Source organism: Halomonas sp. OfavH-34-E (assembly GCF_024124525.1).
In the GTDB taxonomy this organism is placed as follows: Bacteria; Pseudomonadota; Gammaproteobacteria; order Pseudomonadales; family Halomonadaceae; genus Halomonas; species Halomonas litopenaei.
In genome coordinates this window covers 1-21,179 of record NZ_JAMXRY010000021.1, presented here as the reverse complement: position 1 = coordinate 21,179, position 21,179 = coordinate 1, and the positions used below count along the sequence as shown (strand labels likewise).

At 62.0% G+C, this 21,179-nt stretch carries 16 protein-coding genes; 7 read left to right on the top strand and 9 right to left on the bottom strand.

Annotated elements, in window-relative coordinates:
- Positions 1 to 214: 214 nt before the first annotated feature.
- A complete protein-coding gene (locus NH448_RS10815; RefSeq protein ID WP_045991981.1) occupies positions 215 to 961 on the bottom strand; it encodes a Crp/Fnr family transcriptional regulator in 747 nt (248 codons plus the stop codon).
- 178 nt (positions 962 to 1,139) lie between these two features.
- Between NH448_RS10815 and thpD the strand changes: the two genes are divergently transcribed.
- The 3 genes from thpD to NH448_RS10800 all read left to right on the top strand — a co-directional run bounded on the left by thpD (position 1,140) and on the right by NH448_RS10800 (position 2,846).
- Positions 1,140 to 2,063, top strand: a complete 924-nt coding sequence (gene thpD / locus NH448_RS10810; protein WP_045991982.1) for an ectoine hydroxylase — start codon at positions 1,140 to 1,142, stop codon at positions 2,061 to 2,063.
- An 89-nt stretch (positions 2,064 to 2,152) separates the two neighbouring features.
- Positions 2,153 to 2,362, top strand: coding sequence for a hypothetical protein (locus NH448_RS10805; RefSeq protein WP_045991983.1), 210 nt, complete (start codon positions 2,153 to 2,155; stop codon positions 2,360 to 2,362).
- 130 nt (positions 2,363 to 2,492) lie between these two features.
- Positions 2,493 to 2,846 (top strand): DUF488 family protein, encoded by a 354-nt coding sequence (locus tag NH448_RS10800; RefSeq protein WP_045991984.1) that lies wholly within the window; start codon positions 2,493 to 2,495, stop codon positions 2,844 to 2,846.
- Positions 2,847 to 2,911: 65 nt separating this feature from the next.
- On the opposite strand, the gene NH448_RS23665 is transcribed toward NH448_RS10800, so the two are convergent.
- Genes NH448_RS23665 through NH448_RS10790 form a run of 3 tightly spaced genes read right to left on the bottom strand, consistent with a single transcriptional unit; the run spans position 2,912 to position 3,778 of the window.
- Positions 2,912 to 3,163: a Rha family transcriptional regulator gene (locus tag NH448_RS23665; protein ID WP_083970288.1), complete on the bottom strand. Its 252-nt coding sequence runs from the start codon at positions 3,161 to 3,163 to the stop codon at positions 2,912 to 2,914.
- Positions 3,164 to 3,219: 56 nt separating this feature from the next.
- Positions 3,220 to 3,495, bottom strand: coding sequence for a type II toxin-antitoxin system RelE/ParE family toxin (locus tag NH448_RS10795; protein WP_083970289.1), 276 nt, complete (start codon positions 3,493 to 3,495; stop codon positions 3,220 to 3,222).
- Entirely contained in the window at positions 3,482 to 3,778 is a 297-nt protein-coding gene (locus tag NH448_RS10790) for a type II toxin-antitoxin system RelB/DinJ family antitoxin (protein WP_045991985.1), read from the bottom strand. Before NH448_RS10790 ends, NH448_RS10795 begins: the two co-directional genes overlap by 14 nt.
- Positions 3,779 to 4,678: 900 nt before the next feature.
- Here NH448_RS10790 and NH448_RS10785 point away from each other — a divergent pair.
- Positions 4,679 to 5,305: a recombinase family protein gene (locus NH448_RS10785; RefSeq protein WP_239452521.1), complete on the top strand. Its 627-nt coding sequence runs from the start codon at positions 4,679 to 4,681 to the stop codon at positions 5,303 to 5,305.
- 1,619 nt (positions 5,306 to 6,924) lie between these two features.
- Here NH448_RS10785 and NH448_RS10780 read toward each other — a convergent pair.
- Positions 6,925 to 7,740 (bottom strand): acyl-CoA thioesterase II, encoded by an 816-nt coding sequence (locus NH448_RS10780; RefSeq protein WP_045991987.1) that lies wholly within the window; start codon positions 7,738 to 7,740, stop codon positions 6,925 to 6,927.
- Between the two features lie 122 nt (positions 7,741 to 7,862).
- Between NH448_RS10780 and tadA the strand changes: the two genes are divergently transcribed.
- On the top strand, positions 7,863 to 8,315 hold the full coding sequence (gene tadA / locus NH448_RS10775; RefSeq protein ID WP_045991988.1) for a tRNA adenosine(34) deaminase TadA: 453 nt from the start codon (positions 7,863 to 7,865) through the stop codon (positions 8,313 to 8,315).
- 86 nt (positions 8,316 to 8,401) lie between these two features.
- On the opposite strand, the gene NH448_RS10770 is transcribed toward tadA, so the two are convergent.
- The 4 genes from NH448_RS10770 to mltF all read right to left on the bottom strand — a co-directional run bounded on the left by NH448_RS10770 (position 8,402) and on the right by mltF (position 16,299).
- A complete protein-coding gene (locus tag NH448_RS10770) occupies positions 8,402 to 10,456 on the bottom strand; it encodes a diguanylate cyclase (RefSeq protein WP_083970291.1) in 2,055 nt (684 codons plus the stop codon).
- Positions 10,457 to 10,576: 120 nt separating this feature from the next.
- Positions 10,577 to 12,601, bottom strand: a complete 2,025-nt coding sequence (locus tag NH448_RS10765) for a sensor domain-containing diguanylate cyclase (RefSeq protein WP_052704288.1) — start codon at positions 12,599 to 12,601, stop codon at positions 10,577 to 10,579.
- Positions 12,602 to 12,838: 237 nt separating this feature from the next.
- Complete coding sequence (locus tag NH448_RS10760; RefSeq protein WP_253028766.1) at positions 12,839 to 14,809, bottom strand: diguanylate cyclase; 1,971 nt, start codon at positions 14,807 to 14,809, stop codon at positions 12,839 to 12,841.
- A gap of 14 nt (positions 14,810 to 14,823) precedes the next feature.
- Positions 14,824 to 16,299, bottom strand: a complete 1,476-nt coding sequence (gene mltF, locus NH448_RS10755) for a membrane-bound lytic murein transglycosylase MltF (RefSeq protein WP_045991989.1) — start codon at positions 16,297 to 16,299, stop codon at positions 14,824 to 14,826.
- Positions 16,300 to 16,439: 140 nt separating this feature from the next.
- Between mltF and purL the strand changes: the two genes are divergently transcribed.
- Together purL and NH448_RS10745 are read left to right on the top strand one after the other, a co-directional pair.
- The gene (gene purL / locus NH448_RS10750; RefSeq protein ID WP_045991990.1) at positions 16,440 to 20,357 is read left to right on the top strand and encodes a phosphoribosylformylglycinamidine synthase; all 3,918 of its coding nucleotides are present in this window, start codon (positions 16,440 to 16,442) and stop codon (positions 20,355 to 20,357) included.
- Positions 20,358 to 20,529: 172 nt separating this feature from the next.
- Positions 20,530 to 21,179, top strand: a 650-nt coding sequence (locus NH448_RS10745; RefSeq protein ID WP_253028765.1) for an enoyl-CoA hydratase-related protein, incomplete at its 3' end; no start/stop codon positions are given.

The window sequence follows — 21,179 nt, the reverse complement described above, 5'->3', positions numbered from 1 at the left end:
ACTTTTGGTCGAAATTGCATGCAGCGTCTGGTGATTCCCCGGTGATGGGCCAGTCCTAGGCGCTGTCCGAAAAGTCGACGAGCGAAGGTTAGACAAGGCAAAAATCGGTGAGAAAGCCCAGTTTACGGGGTGTAAATGAGCATTTTGACCGGGCTGGCGCACCAGCCGATTTTTAACGCCGTATTACCGAGCGCAGACACTTTTCAGACAAGCCCTAGCCCACCGCGTCGTTGGCCGCGAATACGCTGTCAGCCAGGTAGCGTTCGTCGAACTGGCCGGCATCGGCCAGGGCGGCCGGATCAGGCAGCAGCAGACGATGACGGTTTCGGTGCAGCAGGCCCTCCTCGTCGAGTGCGCTGAAGGTGCGACTGACGTGCACAGGACTCAGCCCCAGCACGTCGGCCAGCATTTCCTGGGACAGTGGCAGACGGATGCTGTGGTCTTCCTGCCGGCCGGCGGTCTTGGCCAGGCGCTCGTACATTTCCATGATGAAGTGAGCCAGCTTCTGTCTGGCGCTGCGTCGCGACAGATTGACCAGGCGCTCGGTCAGCAGCACCTGCTGGCGGCTGGCCATGGCGAAGAGGATCGAGGTCAGGGTGGTCGACTGTTGAAAGATGTCGGTCAGACGGGCGTGGGGGAAGCGGCAGATGGTGCCGTCCTCGATCATCTGGACGCCGGTAAGCCGCTGATGAAAGGCGTATTCGCGTAGCCCGATCACGTCGCCGGGGAGGTAGACCTCCAGGATCTGGCGCGCGCCATCTTCCAGCTGCCGGTAGGAGAAGGCCCAGCCCTGGCTCAGGGTGAAGAAGTCCTGGGCAGGATCGCGTTCTTCCCAAAGGCTATCGCCGGCCTTGACCTCCAGCGGTGACTTCTCGAGCGCGCCCAGCAGCTGGCGATCGCCATCGCTGAGCGGGTGATAGTGGCGAAAATGCTTGACGATGCAGCTGTCCCGGTTCGACACGGCAAGGCTCCTTGCACGACAGGCTCGATGGAGAATGCGTATTAGGGGTTTACGTTAACTCAGGTTATGTCGGCGCGGTAGATACACGCCCAGGATGGGGGTCCATCGCCGAGGTCGGTCAAGGCACAGCGTCTCCGGTCACGGCGATCCATTCTGGAATCGTTACGGAGGCGGAGTCATGACTTACGCACCCAACCAACTGTCGATCCGTTCGGATGATGGCTATCCCACACGCCTCGACGCGCCAATGGGCAATATCGCCCGCCATTGCCCGGTCGTCCATGCGACGCCCGAGCAGCGCCAGGCCGGGCCGCTCGACGAGCAGGAGCTGGCCGCATTCGAAGAACGTGGCTTTCTCTGGTTCGACAGCTTCTTCGAGGCCGACGACATTGAGCCCTTCTTCGATGAGCTAAGCGCCATGGAGCGCGATCCCGAGCTGACCGGCAGCGACAAGGTCATCACCGATCCTGTCTCTGGCGCCATTCGTTCGGTGTTCGGCATGCACGAATTGTCCGAGCGCTTCGATCGCCTGACCCGCTCGCCGCGGCTTCTGAAGATCGTCGAGCAGCTGCTCGGGGGCGGTGTCTACGTGCACCAGTCGCGGATCAACGACAAGGCCGGCTTTCAGGGCAGTGGCTTCGATTGGCACTCGGACTTCGAGACCTGGCACGCAGAAGACGGCATGCCCGGCATGCGCGCGCTGAGTGTCTCGCTGATGCTCACCGACAACGGCGAGTTCAACGGACCGCTGATGCTGGTACCGGGGTCCCATCGCCAGTTTGTTCCCACCGTGGGACGCACCCCGGACCAGAACTGGGAGACCTCGCTCAAGGCGCAGCACATCGGCGTACCCACCCGAGAGCAGCTGGGACCGATCATCGAAAAGCAGGGCATCGAGGCGCCCAAGGGGCCGGCCGGGTCGATTCTGCTGTTCGACTGCAACGCGCTGCATGCGTCCAACAGCAACCTGTCACCGTGGCCGCGCTCCAACCTGTTCTTCGTCTACAACAGCGTCGACAACCGCCTGGTCACTCCCTTCGGCGCCAAGTCCCCACGGCCCGAGCACCTGGCGGCGCGCGAGCGCACGCCAGCACTGGGATGATCAGGCGCCAGCCAATGTCGGTAGATGGCTTCGCCCTTGGGCGTGGCCGCTCCCCATCAAGAGAAAAGAGCCATCAAGAGGAAGCCCCCATGCACATTGGCGACACCCTGCTGATTGCCCGTGATCTGGTCGTGGTAGCCGAGGACCAGTTGTCCTCGGGTAACACCGCCGAGATCATCGATACCTCGGCCCTGGTCGAAGGTGACGGTGACGACATACGTCTGCCGCGCTATCGGGTACTGATCGACGAGGTGGGGGAGCGGGATTGCTCCTGCACCATTCTCGAACGCCTCGAATAGTCGGACGCTGGCGCCTGGTCTGATTGTCTCATTGGCATCGGCATCGGCTGCGACTGCCAAAGCCACACGGGGTGACGGCCGGGCCATGCGTCTGTTAAGGATGGAGCACATTCTCGGACGTGGAGGCACGATGACGATTCAGCTCAAGCGGGCCTACGATGCGCCCGCCGACAACGACGGCTATCGGGTGCTGGTGGACAGGCTCTGGCCGCGGGGGATCGCCAAGGACGAGGCGCGTATCGATGAATGGATCAAGGAGGCCGCTCCCAGTGATGACCTGCGCAAGGCCTTTCACAGCGAAGCACTGGGCTGGGGCGAGTTTCGTCAGCGCTATCTGGCTGAGCTGAAGGAGCAGCGGGAAACGCTCAGACCCCTGGCCGAGCGCAGCCAGCAGCACAAGGTCACCCTGGTGTTTTCCTCGAAGGATGAGACCCACAACAACGCCGTGGTGCTCAAGGACTACCTGGCCATGCTGACCGGATGACGTTCGGGCGGACCACCGGGCATCACGGCCTCGAACTGATCTTGCCCAGTAGCACTGCTACGGGTTTAGCTGCACCAGTTTCCAAGTCCATCCAGCGCTTGATGACGGCTGCCATACGCTTCACGTTGTAGCCAGTGACGAGGACTTCGGTGTGGTAGCGGTCGAGCGAAGCACGGAAGGAAAGGTCCGGTGCTGTCCCGGTACTGAGCGCAGAACTGCGCTGAGTCGGCATCAAGCTGATCAAACATGTTGCGGATGTCCCGCATCACATCGTTGTGTCGCTTCCCCGTCAGCTCTGCAATCTCTCGGCTGGACATGTTGAGGTTTGTTTAAAAGTTTACTGCTGCGTTTAAATACTATTCCTTTTGCGATTCTAAGGCCATTTTTGCGCAGCATGCAGCACCCGCAAGATGGTAATCAATGCTTCAGACTCTCGGTAAACAACGATGTAGTTATCTGTGACAACCATCTCGCGTGTTCCAGGCTCCCTTCCTGGTTTATACAGCTTTGGATGGTCAGGGAGACGACCTACCTTGTCCTTTATATGATGGAAGAGTTTTAGAGCCGCATCAGGGTTGTCTTCAGAAATGTATTCAACAATCCCTGATGCGTCTTCAAGCGCCAAGATTGACCACTCAATCTTCACCATTGCGCTTGCTCTCTATAATGGCCTGGATATGGCGCATTGCATCATCGTGTGGGATGCCCTGGCGTGTATCAGCCAGCGCCTCCTGTACCTTCATGCGAAACCAAGCATCATGTGCCTGGGGGTCACTGGTGAGTCCCGCTGGCAGCCCTCCTTCGGCGCTAACCCGTGTCAGGAGAATCCGTACAGCCTCCGACACCGTAAGACCCATTTTCGCAAGAGTTTCAGTGGCTTCTGCCTTCAGATCTTCGTCCACTCGGACATGCAGCATCGTTGTGCGGGCCATCGCCGTTGCCTCCTGGATGTGGACTTTTGAGTTTGTATCTCAATTGAGATGCAGTCAAGCTCAACCCTCTCTGAAGCCAACACTCATACAGCGCTTGCTCTTGATACCCTTCTGCAATACCTCGTCCAGCAAGCCGCTCAACAGTCCGCTTACGTTGTCATGACGAGACTCCACCAGTTCCGCGATCTCCAGGCTGGACATGGTGAGGTTTGTTTCAGCGTGTTAGCGGGCAGGGCGAAAGCACGGGCGGGTATGGTTCATTCTGAGTGCGGCTAAGCTTGAACGCCACTTATCGACAAGATGCCAGTGTGATATGTGATCAATTTGGGTATGAGACTACAGCTTCTGACCACTCTTCCTATCGATAATTTCGGCGTCCCAGCCTTGGCATAGTTTCATCGCCAGATTTTTGTCATGTTCTTCCCGCTTCTCCTTCTCAAAGTCCCACCCTCTTATCTTTGCGCGTATATCGTAGAACCAAACCATGGATAATATGAACACGAAGGGCATGCTTGTTACCAGACATAGCTTCAAAAGTTCAGTCATATTTACAATCCCTTTATCTTTAGGCCAAAGGCGATGATAACCCATACCGTTTAAACGCAGATGCCTCCCTTTCTCGCTATCATCAAGCAGTCTTGTCCGTCAACGTTCTTCTGTGCCCCATGGGCTTGTTTTGAGCGTGGATTACATGTTGGCTTTATCCCGCATATTTCAAACAGGGTGAGGGTGATGCTCGGCCTAGTTCATTCATGCATCCGCACGTACTCATGATTTTCTGTGATCAATAGAGTATACCTGAGAGAGCACGGGCTAGAGAGGCCCGTATTCGTATTCATAAATACTGATTTACAACCCAAACGAGTACGCAAATAATGAACACATCCTAATGAACATGGAGTGTTCAAAGTGACTTTCATCCGCGCTTATCTTCGAGCTTCCTCCGATGACCAAAACGCCAGTCGTGCCCGTGAAGCTCTGGAAGCCTTCTGCGATACCAAGGGTGTCAGGGTCGCTTCCTGGTACATAGAGAACGCCAGCGGCACCAAGGCTGACCGTACTGAGCTTGTACGGCTGATTGACGATGCCCAGCCTGGGGATGTTCTTCTCATCGAGCAGGTTGATCGTCTGACACGTCTCACCAAAGGAGACTGGGAGAAGTTGAAGGGTGTTATTCAAGGTTCAGGACTTCGTGTGGTAGCCCTCGACCTGCCCACCAGCCACACGGCCATGACGATCAGCGCCAGCGACGACTTCACGGGACGAATGTTGGATGCAGTAAACGCTATGCTTCTTGATATGCTGGCTGCGGTCGCTCGCAAGGACTACGACGACAGGCGTGGGCGACAGGCTGAGGGAATAGAGAAAGCCAAGGAGATGGGAGCCTACAGGGGCCGTCCTGTGAACGAGGCGTTGCACCAGAGGATCAGAGAGTTAAGAGAGAAGGGCTTCAGTATCAGGAAGACGGCTGAGCTTGCGGGATGTGGGACTTCTACAGTACAAAGAGCGATTGAAAGTTTAAGATAAATAGGAAATTTTCTTTAATTGAGACTTTTGAGGCGGAAGTGAAAAGAATTCATATAAGGAGTAGCAAGAAGTCGATGTCTTTTCGTAAGCTATTGTCACTGCCCCAAGGCGGGCCAGTTTTTCTTAGTGCTATGCTCTCGGTAGCAGTTTTTTCAATGTTATTAGTTTTGGTGTTATACTTTGCAAAATTTTATGGTGTTCTTTCGGCGGAGCATGAGCGTTGGGGTACCTTTGGTGATTTTTTGGAGGGGTCTTGAACCCTGTTTTAAGCTTTCTTGCTCTAGCTGCTCTATTGGTTACTATCGGACTTCAGCGTAAAGAACTTGAAGCTACGCGAGAAGAGCTAGCGCTATCGAGGCGTGCGGCGGAGAAGCAGGTAAAGCACTTTCAGGATGAGAGTAAAAAAGTGATATTTATAAAACGGTTCAGATACTTGAAGGAAGAATCGAGAGGCTTTATCGAGAAAGAGTTTTTTATATTGAAAACGGAGAGCTGAGGAATAGAGAATTATATTTTTTTCTAACTTTCACAAAAGACGAGGTCTTGTCTTCATTGGCCAAACCTGGCTTCCCAATCGGAAAGCATAAGTATGAGCATGAAATTCACCAGACTATGTCCTCGTTAACAGCGCTAGCAGAAACCATTACAAAATTATCTATGCAGCTGACTTTGCTAAATAATATTGATAGGGAGAATGATGTTGTTTCGTTCTATGAGCCGACTATTAACTTTTTAGCAAAGAAGCTTGAGGTGGCAGGGTTTATCCACGAAAATGAGATGATGACTATCAGGTGGATGTCGAAACATCGAAGTGTTTCATCGGGGAGGGTATGAGTTCTATATGTTTTTTGATAGTTTTTCAGTATGCTTGAAATGTAGATGTATGCATTATGAGGACTATGGCTTGGTATTGTAGGGTATCCAGAGAAAATTTGGAGCACTTCACTTCGAATTCTCCGCAAAAAAGGGGGCTACAAAATCTCAAAACGTCCCAGTGTTCTTGAACAGCCCCCATCGGCTCCCGTACCCCCTACTAGAAATATCCCGGTTCTCTTCACTGTGGGTCTGTCTCTGGCTTTCTGAGAGCCCTCGTAAGCGCTTCTATTCTCAAGCCAAGGCTTGGCCTTGTCGGTTCTCTAGCGGTCTTCAGATAGCCTTGTAAGCGGCTCTTAGGCAGGGGAGGGGACGCCTGTTGGTTGAGCAAGCACCGTCAGGGCCACGTGGCACGGAAAATCTGACAGTGTGACGATGTGCGTGGGCGACAAGCGGTAAGTCACTTGCACATGCAATGGGTCGAAAGTGGGTCTTTTCGTAGTGAGGCGCCGGGAAGGGTGGGGTATCATCCGATCACGAGGTTGTGCGTGCTGACACCTAATTGACACCTGGAAGAGATTGGGGCTTCAGAAACGAAAAAGGCTCCTGCGTGAATGTTCGCAAGAGCCTGATTCTACTAAATTCTTGGTCGGAGTAGCAGGATTCGAACCTACGACCTCTGCCTCCCGAATGCGTTGCTCTACCTGCTGAGCTACACCGGCTTGCCGTCGCCTTCTCGAGCACACCTGGCCTGCCGCCCGCCGCTCTGGCGGGGTTGTTACCGTCTCTGGCTGGCCCCGCGTGTGCTAACCCTTTGTTTCCCTAAGGCGCGTCAGGCCTTCCTGGGCGCTGGAGGCCACCAGTTCGCCTTTTCGATTGTAGATGCTGCCTCGAGCCAGGCCTCTGGCGCCGCCGGCCCAGGGGCTGTCCATGTCGTACAGCAGCCAGTCGTTGACGGCCACGTCCTGGTGAAACCACAGCGAGTGGTCGAGGCTGGCGATCTGCAGCTTGGGGTCGCCGAAACGGATGCCATGGGGCACCAGGGCGGTGGTCAGCAGGTTGAAATCCGAGCTGTAGGCGAGCAGGTAGCGATGCAGAGCGGGGTCATCGGGCAGCTCGCCATTGAGCCGGAACCACAACCGCTTGCGCGCGGGCGCGCCGTCCTCGGCGGTGTCTTCCACATGGCGAAATTCGATCGGGTGGCCGGGGAAGCGCAGGATCTCGTCGCTGTCGCCGGGCTCTGTTGCTTCGAGGGCGGGCATGCTGGCCTGGTGGCTCAGGCTGTGTTCCTGGCCATGGAAGGAAGCGCTGCAGAAGAAGATCGGACGGCCCTTCTGGATCGCGGTGATGCGGCGGGTGGTGAAGCTGCCACCGTCACGAACGCGGTCGACCTGATAGACCACCGGCATGGCGGCGTCGCCGGGACGCAGGAAGTAGCCGTGCAGCGAGTGCACCTGACGCTCCGCCGCGACGGTCTGGGTGGCCGCCGACAGCGCCTGGCCCAGTACCTGGCCGCCGAACAACTGGGGAAGCCCCAGGTCCTGGCTGCGTCCACGAAACAGGTTCTCTTCCAGCATTTCCAGGCCCAGCAGGTCTACCAGACCCTTCAAGGCGTCCGACATTCGCGTATCCTCCTTGCGCCGGGGTAGCCCGGCTAGTCGATGGCGGTGACACGGTGGCGATTGCCGTGCCCGCGACAATGGTTCAGCATTTGCCTGGGCTCAGTGTACGGGAGTGCAACACCTTGCGCAGTGACGAATTTTACATGCATCGAGCGCTGGAACTGGCCGAGCGGGCGGCCCAGGCAGGAGAGGTGCCGGTCGGTGCGGTGGTGGTGGACGCGGCCGGAGAGATCATCGGACGCGGCGCCAATGGCCCCGTGGCGAGCCATGATCCCAGCGCCCATGCCGAGGTTCAGGCGCTCAGGGACGCCGGGGTGAGCCTGTCGAACTATCGGCTCGAGGGCTGCACGCTGTACGTGACGCTGGAACCCTGCATGATGTGCTCTGGTGCCATCATCCACGCCAGGATCCGGCGTCTGGTCTACGGTGCCGCGGAGCCTCGTTCCGGCATGGTCGAGTCCCGAGCCAACCTGTTCGCCCAGCCCTGGCACTTCCACCAGGTGGAGGTCGAAGGTGGGGTGCTGGCGAGCCGAGCCTCTCGCCTGCTCAAGACGTTTTTTGCCGAGCGCCGATGAGCCTTTGCCGAAGCGCAAAGCACTGAGGCAACGTCGGCGGTGCAGACAGGGTACTCAAGACTCCCGTTGCAGGCCTCGAGCCTCGTTCAGGCGGTGAAGGGCGGTGTGTCCAGGTCCGATGCGCCGTCGACGGTATCCACGAAAAGCTCGACCCGGTCGCGTCCCTGGTGCTTCGCTGTATAGAGCGCCTGGTCCGCCTGCTGTATCAGGCGTGCCAGATCTAGCGGTGCCTGGTCCTGGCATGCCACCCCCAGGCTGATGGTCAGTGGCGTGCCGTCGTGATGAGCCAGCGGTGCCTGTCGGACGGCACGCCGCAGACGCTCGGCCACAGCGCTGGCTTCGGCTAGCCGTCCTTCGGGAATGATCACCAGAAACTCTTCCCCGCCGTAGCGCCCCAGCAGGCCGTCATCCCCCAGGGTCTCCTGTGCAAGTCGACCTACCGCCTTGAGCACTCTGTCGCCTTCGGCATGGCCGAGGCAGTCGTTGATGCGCTTGAAGTGGTCGATGTCGACAAGAATAACGCTCAGGGGCAAGCGCGCCCGCCAGGTCTGGGCGGTGGCCTGAAGGTGACGTCGGTTCGGCAGACCGGTGAGTTCGTCGTGGTCGGCGAGCCAGCTGAGTTGCTGCTGCAGGCGATGGCGAGTGCGGACCTCGCGGCGAAGGTCTCCGTTGGAGCGTGCAAGCGCACGATGCTGGGAGGCCATCTGGTGCTGGCTGAACAATGTCAGATAGAGGAACTGGCTGAACAGCAGACCCAGCATCAGGGTGACAGCCGGAAGACGGCTGCGCAGGCGCGTCAGCAATCGGGTATCGGGGCGCAAGGTCAGCTCGAGCGGTAGATAGGCTGTGTCGACTGTCGCCGCCTTATTGTCGGGTCGATGCAGGGGAATGGCGTCGAGGGGAACGGATACTGTCCACGAGGCCGGATGCCCCTCCATGGGCCATTCCTTGATCAGACGGTTGTGGTAGGTAAGTCGGACCTGCAGGCTCCCCGCCCCCGAGGGGGGATGCGTATACATATTCTCGGCCATGGCTGACAGTGACAAGGTCGCTGCCAAGTGCCCGAGCAGCTTTCCACCGGGACGGCGAATCGGTAGCGAGAGCGTGATCTTCATCGTCGGTGCAGGAGCGTCGATGGCGAGGGTAGTGATCTGGGCCTCCGGGGGGGGCACCGCGGCAGGTTGAGGCATATCAGTGGGCCTGGGGACGACTGTGGTCGCGGGGCTTCGCACATTGCCGCCGGTCACTTCGACGTAGCGCAGCGTCGCAAGGTAGGGAAAGTGGTCGCGAAGAGGTCGCGTCAGGTGCTGCCAGCGTTCGGTAGAGGGCGGGAGCGGCGATTGTTCGAGGAAAACCTGCAAATGTTGCAGGGAGTGTCGAAAGTCATTGAATTCGCTAGCCAGGCGTTCCTCCATGGCACGGCCTTCGCGCTGTCCTAGATATTGCAGTTCGCCATCGGCCTGAATCTCCAGGTACTGCCAAAGTGCCAGGGTCATCACGACCAGAAGTGTCGAAGGCCAAAGCCCACGCCTGAGGCTGTCGCGGGTGGGACGCCAGCCGCTTACCACGCCCACCCACTGGCCGGCCAGCAACAGGCCGAGGACGGCGGTGACGGTGAGCGAGTGGGCGTGCAGCAGTGCCGCTGAAGGCAGCCAGTGATGCAGTGGTGTCTGGTCCAGCAGCAACAGCAGCAAGCAGGACATGTGGAGCAAGGGGACGCCCAGGCTCGAGCGCGTGCGCGCCAGTATCCCCAGGGTCAGCAGCGTCAGCACGACCAGTTCGACCAGCGGCGGGCGCCAGTCCAGCAGAGTCGAAGGTGTCGTCAGCCAACGGAAGGGTTCGGACAGGCGCTCCAGTGACAGCCAGTCTTCCGGTGCACAGGTGCCGAATAGCAGAGTGACCAGGCACAGACACAGTGGCCATAGCACCAGGGCACTGGTGAAGACCCCCTTGCGTGTCCATCGCCATTGACCGATGGCGACGATAAGGGCCAGCGCCAGGGTCGTCTGATTCGCCGGCAGAGACGCTACCCGAGTATCGAGCACAGTGAGGGAGGCGACTGCCAGCACCAGGGCGAGCAGGGTCAGCCCTTGGCTCAATAGCCGGTAGTGACGAACAACGGGTGTCGAGGTGTACCACATTCAGGCGTTCCAACCCTGGCGGCTCGCGGCCTGACTGGCCGCGCTACGACCAGCTTACCCAGGCGTTGATCGAGGCTCAGGAAGAAGTGCGCCGCCTCGCGCCAGTGGGATTGACCTGAGTCAGGAGTGCAACAGACCGCTGGGCTCTGTGGCCTCGCTGGGCTCGGCAGCGGGCTTCGCCTCGGCGATCTCCACCCGATTGCGGCCCAGCCGCTTGGCACGATACAGCGCCATATCCGCTCGATGCAGCAAGTCCCTTGGCACAACGGGGCCGTCGGTCTGGGTGATCAGGCCGATACATACCGTCATGGGACTGCCGTCTTCGTGTTGTACGCCGCAGGCCTGCACCTCTCGCCTCAGGTGTTCTGCCCAGGCATGTACCCAGGCGATATCGCCCTGTGGCAGATAGACCACGAATTCCTCGCCGCCGTAGCGGGCCAGCACGCCACCCTGTGGAAGCAGTTTCTGCGCGCAGGCGGCGAAGCGCTTGAGTGCCTGGTCTCCGGCTTGATGGCCTTGTTGGTCGTTGATGCGCTTGAAATGGTCGAGGTCACATAACAGCAGACTGAGAGGGTTCTGTCCGGCGTTCGTCGGCAGGCTGGCGAGAAAGGTGCGTCGATTGGCCAGGCCCGTGAGGTCGTCGTGTCCTGCCAGCCATTCGATGTTTTTCTGCAGGCGTGAACGACGCCGCATCTCTCGGCGTAGTTCGAGATTGGTATCGGCAATCTGGCGGTGCTGCTGGCGCTGCTGATGGCGGCTGAACAACAGCAGGTAGAGCAGCAGAGCCATGATCAGGCCGGTGCACAGCGTTGAACTCGGATAGTGCAGCTTCAGGTGCTCCAGCAAACGGCGGTTGGGGCTGAGCTCCAGGCTCAGGGTATGGGACAGCAGACGAACGTCGCTGACGAGCCTCCAGGGCGAATTAGCCGCTGACGTCGGTACCCGCCATAGGGTGCTGTCGCCGTCTTTCAATGTCAGCGTCATGGCGTCCGGTATATCGGCGAGCGCGGGCAGGAGATTGGAAGCTAAGGCGTCGAGGCTGAAGACCATGGCGACCGAACCCAGCAGCCGCCCACCATCAACCGTGTGGATCGGCAGAAAGTGGATGATGCCCCAGCCCCCATCGGGCAGTGGCAGGATATCCGATGACACCGCGTCGCGCTGGTGAAAGCTCTGCTGCAGCACTTCCATCAGTGGCTGGTCGAGGGCTCCATCCAGCAAGCGCATGCCCGGGTAGGCCTGGTGCCAGTTGTCGTCGGGATAGAGGTGCTGGACCCGTCCGGAGGGATCGATCAGGGCCAGCAGGGGCAGTTCCGGGAAGTCGTTCATAAAGCTCTGGGCTTCGTGGCGCCACATCGATGCCGAGGGCAGGCGTTGATCGATCTCCCAGACCAGATGGAAGCGATGCATGGCTCGAAGGGTGTCGTCGATGCGGTCTGTCATCGTTGCCGACAGGCGATCGGTCTCCCGCTGGGCACGTTCGAATAGCTGTCGATTGGCCTCGCTGTCCTGCTGGCACCACAGCAGAACCGTTGCCGTGGCAATCAGAAGACCGGGGCCCAGGGCGCGCAACAGGCTCGCCTGGTTATGGCGCCAGCCGGTCACCACCGCCAGGAACTGGGTCAGCAACAGCAGCCCGCTGCCCGCCAGCGCCCAGGGGCCTGCGGGTGGCGCCAGCGGCGGCAGTGTCTCGGGCGCCGCCACCTGGTAGGCCAGACTCCCCCACAGCAGGACGGCGATGGCGTGGAGCAAGGGGGTGCCCAGGCTGGCACGGGTGCGCAGGGCAAGACTCAAGGCCAGGCACGCCAGCAGCAGGCTGTCGGCCAACCCCGGCCACTGCCAGGAAAGGCGTGGGTGGCCAGTATCGAGCGGCGCTGGTGGATCGAAAGTCGCCAGAGACAGCCAGCCCTGGGGCAGGATATCGCCGGCCACGCCGATCAGCAGAGCGGCCAACACCGCCACCACCAGCGTCAGACTCAAGCCCAGCCGCTGGCGGTACCAGGCCAGTTGAGCAAGACCGATCAAGCCGCCCAGTACCAGGGTGGGCAAGGTGGTCGAGGCGGTATAGCCGGCGAGGCTGGCGCAGAGCCCCGCAATGTACAGTGCCAGGGACAACAGCGTCAGCGGGATTCTTAGACGTAGCATGTACCCACTTTCCAGGCGAGGAGCTGGCGGTTGTTGGACGTTGTGGTCAGCGAAATATCTCGCCGAACCGATCAGCGAGAAGAATAGACGTTAGGGGGATTGTGCTGGAAAATGCGGCCAAGTGGGCGCGGAACCATGCCTTTCCTGATGTAGATCAAGGACATCGAGAGGGCGGGTGGGTGTCTGGTTGGCTCCTGGTGTATCAAGTCAGCGCGCCAGATCCGCGCGAGGCCGCGCTCAGGCAGGTGATCCACAAACCTCGATGCGATTTCGCCCCTGTCGCTTGGCCCGATAAAGTGCCAGGTCCGCGCGGTGGAGCAGGTCTTCGGCGATCAGGTCGCCGGCGCCGTGGCTGGCGATGCCGATGCTCACCGTCATGGGGCGCCCATCGGCATGCTCAACGCCGCAGTTCATCACGCTCTGGCGCAGGGATTCGGCGATCTCGACGGCCTCGTCCGCGGCCACCCCGGTCAGCAGGGCCACGAATTCCTCGCCGCCGTAACGGGCCAGCACCACCCCTTCGGGCATCGCCAGGCGTCCCACTCGGGCGAAGCGACGAAGCGCCTCGTCCCCCGCCTGGTGGCCGAGCTGGTCATTGATGCTCTTGAAGTGATCGATGTCACACAGAAGAACGCTCAGCGGGCGGCACTCCTGCTGTTCTCGCAACGTCGACATGAACAGGCGGCGGTTGGGCAGCAGCGTCAGCTCGTCGTGGCCGGCAAGCCACTCCACCTCACGCTGCAGTTCGGTACGATGGCGGACCTCTCGGCGCAGCTCCTCGTTGGAGCGGTACATCGACGAGTGTTGTACCGACATGCGGTGGTGGCCGAATACCACCATGTACAGCAGGTAAGCCAGCAGCAGCCCGATGCTGAGACTGGCCACCGGCTGGCGCGAACGCAGACCTAGCAGGTAGCCGGTGGAGGCGTTCAAGGCGACGGTCAGCTCTTGTTCGTCGAGGGCAAGCAGGCTCAGCATGGTCCATGGGCCTGGCGACTCGCTGGTCGGCCAGTCGCGAATGGTGTCACCGTCCACGGCGAAGCGCATGCGGATATGCTCACGGTCCAGCAGGGTCTCGGCGTAGAGCTTGTCGGCCAGCACCGGGAGGCTGAGCACCATGGCCGCAGCGCCGGTGACGCGCTGCTGGTCGGGGGAGGTGATCGGCAGGTAGTAGATCATGCCGGGCATCCCCTGCAGCAGTGGCACGACGCCGGTGTGGCCCTCCTGGTTGTCGGAAAGTGCCTTCGCCAGTGCGTCGACGTAGGGGCGGTCCACGTCTAGTGCATTGATGCCGATGATCGCCCGGTTGCTGTCATCGCGTGGGTGGACAAGGCGGATGGTACCGTCGGCTTCGATATAGGCGATGTTGAGAAAGTAGCTGAAGTCCTGGTGGTAAAAGGCGGCCTGGCGCTCCCACTCTTCGGCGCTGGGGGCCTCTTCCAGCAGGCTCCAGAAGCTGGCGAAACGTCTCACTGCCTCCAGGTGGGCCGTTATCTCGGCGCCAAGCTGAGTCGCCAGACGATCCGATTCGCCCTGCAGCTCGTCTTGAAGCTGCTGGTCCACGTACACACGTTGCTGGTTCCAGACGAACAGACTGACCAGCACCAGGGCGAGCGAGGGAATCAGGCTGCGCAGGATGCTGATCCGGGTGTGGCGCCACCCCGAGACCACGCCGACGAACTGGGCGACCAGCAACAGCGCCAGCAACAGCATGCTGGCGGGGGTGCCTGCCAGGTTCTGCGGCGAGCGGATCTCGTCGGTGATCACCAGCAGCGCTTCGGTGACCAGTAACAGCGCCGCCAGCGCCTGCAGCAGCGGGGCGGCCAGGCTCGCCCGGGTGCGTCCCAGCAGCCCGCCAGTCAGCGCCAGCAGGATGAGCAGCTCCATCAAGGGCGGTCGAAGATCGTCGAGGCCCTGGACCCCGGGTAGCCGCGATGCCCATTGGTCGAGCGTGACGTAAGAGATCAGGGCTTCGGGCAGCAGGTAGCTGGCCAGGCCCAGCAGCAGGATCGCCAGCACCGGCAACAGACACACGACCGACATCCTCACCCCACGCCAGTACCACATCGCCTGGCCGATGCCGGTCAGCAGCAGCAGGGTCCAGCTGGCGCTGTGGCTCTGATCCTGGATCATCGAGGGATCGACGATCAGTCCTGCCGTGGCCAGCAGGATGACCAGCAGCGTCATGGACAGGGCAATTCGAGACATGAAGGCAAGGTGTCCTAGGGCATGGGGGGCACGAGTTCGAAGATCTCGGCGTCGGCTTGATCGGGCAGGCGGGCATTCAGCTGGTGGAACTGCTGCTGGCTGCGATCGACGTAGTCGAGGATCTCGAGATAGCGGCGAATATTCTGCACATAGATGACCGGTTCGCCACCCCTTGCGTAGCCGTGGCGTGTCTTGCTGTGCCACTGGCTTTCCTGCAACAGGGGCAGCGCCTCACGCACATCACGCCACAGATCCGGGTTGCCACCCCGCATCCGGGCGATGTCACGGGCGTCATACAGATGGCCGAGGCCCACGTTGTAGGCCGCGAGCGCCATGTAGAGGCGGTCCTCACCGGTGATCGACTCGGGCAATCGCTGTTCGACGCTGCGCAGATAGCGTGCGCCGCCCTCGATGCTCTGGGCCGGGTCCAGCCGGTTCGATACTCCGACTTCCTCGGCGGTGGCGTTGGTCAGCATCATCAGCCCACGCACCCCGGTGGGCGACGTCGCCTCCGGGTCCCAGTGGGACTCTTGATAACCCACCGCTGCCAGCAGCTTCCAGTCGAAGTGCTGCGCGCGGGCGGCCTCTCGAAACAGGGCATCAAAGCGGGGCAGGCGCTTGTTGACGTGGTTGATGAAGACCCGGGCGCCAACGTACTCGAGATAGTCGTCATGACCGAAGTAGCGGGCGGTGAGGCGGTCGAGTTCACCGTCTGCGCGAAGCTCGTCGAAGAACGTATTGGCGCGTTCGATCAGCGCCAGACCGTCTTTCCCGGAGAAGGCCCAGGCCATGGTCACCGGCTCGCCGATGTCGAAGCCGTCTTCCACTTCGGGGAAGAACAGACGATTGAGGCGGAACTGGTGGGCGTACACCACCGCGGCGTCCAGCTCGCCATCCTCGATGCGCCTGAGCAGCGAAGCGATCTCCAGGTCTTCCGCTTCCTTCCAGCTGAGGCGAGGGTGCTCGCGCTGCAATTCGTGCATGACGCGGCTGATGCCGGTGCCCTTGGCGATGCCGATGTTCCAGTCCTTGAGGTCATCGAGCGCCTTGGGCGGCTGCAGTCCTCGGCGATACACCACCATCGGCTGCATCGACAGGATCGGGCGGGAAAACACCAGGCCTTCCGCCAGCGGGTCCAGCGGCAGGGCGGCCGCGCCGAGGTCGCCCTGGTGGCGCACCGCGTCGAGCACGCTCTGCACATGGTGGTCATCGCTCAGGTTCAGGCTGACCCCGAGGCGGTCGGCGAAGCGACGCATCAGTTCGTACTCGAAGCCGGTAGGTCCCTGGCGCCCCTCGTAGTAGGTAAAGGGGGTATTGCGGGTGTGCACGGTGATGAAATCACGTGCCAGTACTCGCTCCAGGGCAGCGCTTGAGGAGGGGCCGGGCGGTGTTGGCCAGAGCGCCCACAGCAGGCCCAGGCCACTGGCGGCAAGGATGCGCAGGCGCCGCGCATGACGGAAACCGTCCTTCATCGGGGCAAAATCGCTCATGGTGGAGCGCCCACCTTACCCAGCCCACGGGGCGCTGTCATCCGCATCGATTTCTCGCACCCGTCGGTTTCCAGTATCATATGCCGTCTCGCCCGCCGCGGCCCCCTTCTTTTATCGCTGATCTTCAGAGGCTCCTGGATATGCTCGAACTGCGCGGAGCGCCCGCCCTGTCCACCTTCCGTCACGCCAAGCTGCTGGCTCAACTGCGTGTGTCCGTCCCCGAGATCGAGGCGCTGCACGCCGAGTATGTGCACTTTGCCGATCTGGAGCGGGAGCTCGATGCCACCGAACTGAGCCTGCTCGAGCGCCTGCTCGACTACGGGCCGGCACAGCAGGATAGCGATGTGGAGGGGCTTGCGTTGCTGGTGGTGCCACGTATCGGCACCCAGTCTCCCTGGTCATCCAAGGCTACCGACATTGCCCACAACTGCGGTTTGACCCAGATCAACCGCCTGGAGCGCGGCATCCTCTATCGCATCAAGGTGCGCGGTACGCTGAAGGAAGCCCACTTCGACGCCATTGTCGCCGGCCTGCACGACCGCATGACCGAGACGGTGCTGCGAGACAGCTCCGACGCCGCCACCCTGTTCGCCCACCATGAGCCGGCGCCGCTGGGCCAGGTGGACGTGCTCGAGGGCGGCCGTACAGCGCTTGAGGTCGCCAATCGCGAGCTGGGACTCGCCCTGGCCGAGGACGAGATCGACTACCTGGTCGAGGCGTTTGTCGAGCTGGGCCGCAACCCCAGCGACGTCGAGCTGATGATGTTCGCCCAGGCCAACTCCGAGCACTGCCGCCACAAGATCTTCAACGCCGACTGGGTCATCGACGGCGAGGCCCAGAGCCACTCGCTGTTCAAGATGATCAAGAACACCTTCGAGGCCTCGCCGGACGGCATCCTGTCGGCCTACAGCGACAACGCTGCGGTGATCAAGGGCAGCGAGGCGCGTCGCTTCTTCGCCACCCCGCTGACCGGGCGTGACGGTGAGCGCGCCAGCTACGGCGGGGAAGTGGAGCCGATCCACATCCTGACCAAGGTCGAGACCCACAACCACCCGACCGCCATCGCGCCTCATCCCGGCGCGGCCACCGGTGCCGGCGGCGAGATCCGCGACGAAGGCGCCACCGGCGTCGGCGGCAAGCCCAAGGCGGGGCTGACCGGCTTTACCGTGTCCAACCTGCGTATCCCCGAGTTCGTGCAGCCCTGGGAGGCGTTCGACTACGGCAAGCCCGAGCGCATCGTCAACGCCCTGGAGATCATGCTCGAGGGCCCCATCGGCGGCGCCGCCTTCAACAACGAATTTGGCCGTCCCAACCTCACCGGCTACTTCCGTACCTACGAGCAGGACGCCGTCGGTGCCAGCGGCATCGAGCGTCGCGGCTACCACAAGCCGATCATGATCGCCGGCGGCTACGGCAACATCCGCGAGCAGCACGTGGCCAAGGGCGAGATCCCGGTGGGCGGCAAGCTGATCGTGATGGGTGGCCCGGCGATGTTGATCGGGCTCGGCGGCGGTGCAGCGTCGTCGATGGCCTCCGGCTCGTCGAGCTTCGATCTCGACTTCGCTTCTGTTCAGCGCGACAACCCCGAGATCGAGCGGCGTGCCCAGGAGGTCATCGACCGCTGCTGGGCGCTGGGTGACGACAACCCCATCTGCTTTATCCATGACGTAGGCGCCGGTGGTCTGTCCAACGCCTTGCCGGAACTGGTCAAGGACGGCGATCGTGGTGGTCTGTTCAGCCTGCGCGAGGTGCCCAACGCCGAGCCCGGCATGAGCCCGCTGGAGATCTGGTGCAACGAGGCCCAGGAGCGCTACGTGCTGGCGGTGGCACCTGCGGATCTCGAGACCTTCGACGCCCTGTGCCGGCGCGAACGCTGCCCTTACGCGGTGGTCGGCGAGGCCACCGCAGAACACCACCTGGCGGTGGTGGACGGCCACTTCGACACCCGCCCGGTGGACCTGCCGATGAGCGTGCTGTTCGGCAAGCCACCCAAGATGCAGCGTGAATTCGAGCGTGCCCCGCTGGAACTGCCGGGTGTGATGCTCGACAACCTGGACCTGCGCGAGGCGCTGGATCGCGTGCTGCGTCTGCCCACCGTGGCCTCCAAGAGCTTCCTGATCACCATTGGCGACCGCTCGATCACCGGCCAGGTCGCGCGTGACCAGATGGTCGGTCCCTGGCAGGTGCCGGTGGCCGACGTGGCGGTGACCACGGCAAGCTTCGATACCCACGCCGGTGAGGCCATGGCCATGGGCGAGCGGTCGCCGGTGGCGCTGATCGACCCCGCCGCCAGCGCGCGCCTGGCAGTGGCCGAGTCGATCACCAACCTGGCCGCTGCTCCGATCGCCCAGCTTGGCGACATCAAGATGTCGGCCAACTGGATGAGCGCGGCGGACCATGAAGGCGAGAACCAGGCGCTGTATGACGCCGTGCACGCCGTCGGCATGGAGCTGTGCCCGGCGCTGGGCATCGCGGTGCCGGTGGGCAAGGACTCCATGTCCATGCGCACCGCCTGGGAGCAGGACGGTGAGCAGAAGGCGGTGACCTCGCCGCTGACCCTGGCGATCACCGGCTTCGCTCCGGTCACCGACGCCATGAAGACACTGACCCCGCAGATTCGCCTCGACCAGGACGAAAGCGACCTGCTGCTGATCGACCTGGGCGCCGGCAAGAATCGTCTGGGTGGCTCCGCCCTGGCCCAGGTCTACGGTCAGGTCGGCAACGACTGCCCGGACCTGGACGACGCCGAGGACCTCAAGGCGTTCTTCAGCGTCATCCAGGGGCTCAACGCCGACGGTCGACTGCTGGCCTACCACGACCGCAGCGACGGTGGCCTGATCGTCACCCTGCTGGAGATGGCCTTCGCCGGCCGCGCCGGGCTCGAGATCAAGCTCGACTGGTTGATCGACGAGGCCGCCGAGGCGGTGGACGCGCTGTTCAGCGAGGAGTTGGGGGCGGTCATCCAAGTCAGCCGTGAGCACACCGAAGAGGTGCTGGCCCAGTTCGCCGCCGCCGGTATCGAGACCTGCGGCGTCATCGCCCGTCCGCGCTACGACGACCAGATCCGCGTGACCCTTTTCGAGGAGCCGTTGCTGGAGACCACCCGGCAGCTGACCCAGCGCACCTGGAGCGAGACCAGCTACCGCCTGCAGGCCCTGCGCGACAACCCCGAGTGCGCCAAGAACGAGTTCGACAACCTGCTCGACACCCGTGACCCGGGTCTGAGTGCCAGCCCGACCTTCGACGTCGACGAGGACATCAGCGCGCCCTTCGTCAACAGCGCACGTCCGCGTGCCGCCATCCTGCGCGAGCAGGGCGTCAATGGTCACCTGGAGATGGCCTGGGCCTTCGACAAGGCCGGATTCGAGGCGGTCGACGTGCACATGAGCGACCTGCTTGAGGGACGTGTCGGCCTCGACGAGTTCAAGGGGCTGGCCGCCTGTGGTGGCTTCTCCTACGGCGACGTGCTCGGCGCCGGTGGTGGCTGGGCCAAGTCGGTGCTGTTCAACCCTCGCGCCCGCGAGCAGTTCGCCGACTTCTTCGCGCGCGACGATAGCTTCGCCCTCGGCGTGTGCAACGGCTGCCAGATGCTGTCCCAGCTCAAGGAGCTGATCCCCGGCGCCGAGAACTGGCCGCGCTTCGTGCGTAACGAGTCCGAGCAGTTCGAGGCCCGAGTGGCCATGGTGCAGGTGGAGAAGACCCCGTCGATCCTGCTGGCCGGCATGGAAGGCTCGCGCCTGCCCATCGCCGTGGCCCATGGCGAGGGCCGCGCCGAGTTTCGCGATAGCGCCCACCTGCGCAGCATGCAGGGCACGGGCCAGGTGGCCCTGCGCTATATCGACAACCACGGCCAGTGCACCACCCGCTACCCGGCCAACCCCAACGGCTCGCCCTCCGGTATCACCGGCCTGACCACGCCGGATGGCCGGGTGACGATCATGATGCCCCACCCGGAGCGGGTGGTGCGTGCCGTCACCAACTCCTGGCGGCCGGCCGAGTGGAGCCAGGACGGCGCCTGGCTCAGGCTGTTCCGCAATGCCCGGGTGTGGCTGGGCTGATCCTCCAGTCCCTCCTGACCCACGACAACGCCGCCTGCGGGCGGCGTTGTCGTATCCGGGACAACGTCAGGTGTTGTATCGAGCGGCGTCAGGTGCCAAGTTGAAGTTCCCGCTTGCACAGTTTCGCCCCTTTATCGATCACCTGACCGGCCACCTTATCGACGGAGCTTCCATGTCCTCATCCACCCAGCGCAGTTTTCATGACCGCTTGAGCGTCTCCCTGATCGACCATGTGGCACGGGTACATCTCGAGCGGCCCGATCGCCACAACGCCATGGATCCGCCGATGATCGACGCCTTGCTCGAGGTCCAGCGCTGGCTGGGCGAACGGGTGGGCCTGCGCGCGGTGGTGCTTACCGGTGAGGGCGAGAGCTTCTGCTCGGGACTGGACGTGGCCTCGGTGGTGGCAAGCCCCGAGCGCGTGGCCTGGCTGCTGACGCCGGACGCCAGTGGGGTCAATCCGGCCCAGCGCCTGGCGCTTGGCTGGCGTGACCTGGGGGCGCCGGTGGTCGCGGCGCTGCATGGTCACGTCTTTGGCGCCGGCCTGCAGATGGCGCTGGGTGCCGATCTGCGTATCGTTCACCCGGAGGCGACGCTGGCGCTGCCGGAGATCGAGTGGGGGTTGATGTCGGATATGGCGGTCAGCGTCACCGCCGCCGCGCTGCGCCAGGACGTGATTCAGGATCTGATGCTGACCGGCGGCATCGGGGGCGCCAAGGCCGGCACCCTGACCTTTATCGTCGGTGGCGACGCCGACGCCTACGAGCAGGCCCGTCCGGTGCTCGAGGCCATGGGCAAGAACCTGTTCCACGCAGGCCCCAG

What these genes read in the sequence shown, in the direction of transcription:
- thpD (WP_045991982.1), top strand. Translation starts at nt 1,140, where the DNA reads ATGACTTACGCACCCAACCAACTGTCGATCCGTTCGGATGATGGCTAT.
- NH448_RS10790 (WP_045991985.1), bottom strand. Translation starts at nt 3,778, where the DNA reads ATGGCCCGCACAACGATGCTGCATGTCCGAGTGGACGAAGATCTGAAG.
- NH448_RS10760 (WP_253028766.1), bottom strand. Translation starts at nt 14,809, where the DNA reads ATGTCTCGAATTGCCCTGTCCATGACGCTGCTGGTCATCCTGCTGGCC.
- NH448_RS10800 (WP_045991984.1), top strand. Translation starts at nt 2,493, where the DNA reads ATGACGATTCAGCTCAAGCGGGCCTACGATGCGCCCGCCGACAACGAC.
- mltF (WP_045991989.1), bottom strand. Translation starts at nt 16,299, where the DNA reads ATGAGCGATTTTGCCCCGATGAAGGACGGTTTCCGTCATGCGCGGCGC.
- purL (WP_045991990.1), top strand. Translation starts at nt 16,440, where the DNA reads ATGCTCGAACTGCGCGGAGCGCCCGCCCTGTCCACCTTCCGTCACGCC.
- NH448_RS10770 (WP_083970291.1), bottom strand. Translation starts at nt 10,456, where the DNA reads ATGTGGTACACCTCGACACCCGTTGTTCGTCACTACCGGCTATTGAGC.
- NH448_RS10765 (WP_052704288.1), bottom strand. Translation starts at nt 12,601, where the DNA reads ATGCTACGTCTAAGAATCCCGCTGACGCTGTTGTCCCTGGCACTGTAC.
- NH448_RS10805 (WP_045991983.1), top strand. Translation starts at nt 2,153, where the DNA reads ATGCACATTGGCGACACCCTGCTGATTGCCCGTGATCTGGTCGTGGTA.
- NH448_RS10780 (WP_045991987.1), bottom strand. Translation starts at nt 7,740, where the DNA reads ATGTCGGACGCCTTGAAGGGTCTGGTAGACCTGCTGGGCCTGGAAATG.
- NH448_RS10795 (WP_083970289.1), bottom strand. Translation starts at nt 3,495, where the DNA reads ATGGTGAAGATTGAGTGGTCAATCTTGGCGCTTGAAGACGCATCAGGG.
- NH448_RS23665 (WP_083970288.1), bottom strand. Translation starts at nt 3,163, where the DNA reads ATGTCCAGCCGAGAGATTGCAGAGCTGACGGGGAAGCGACACAACGAT.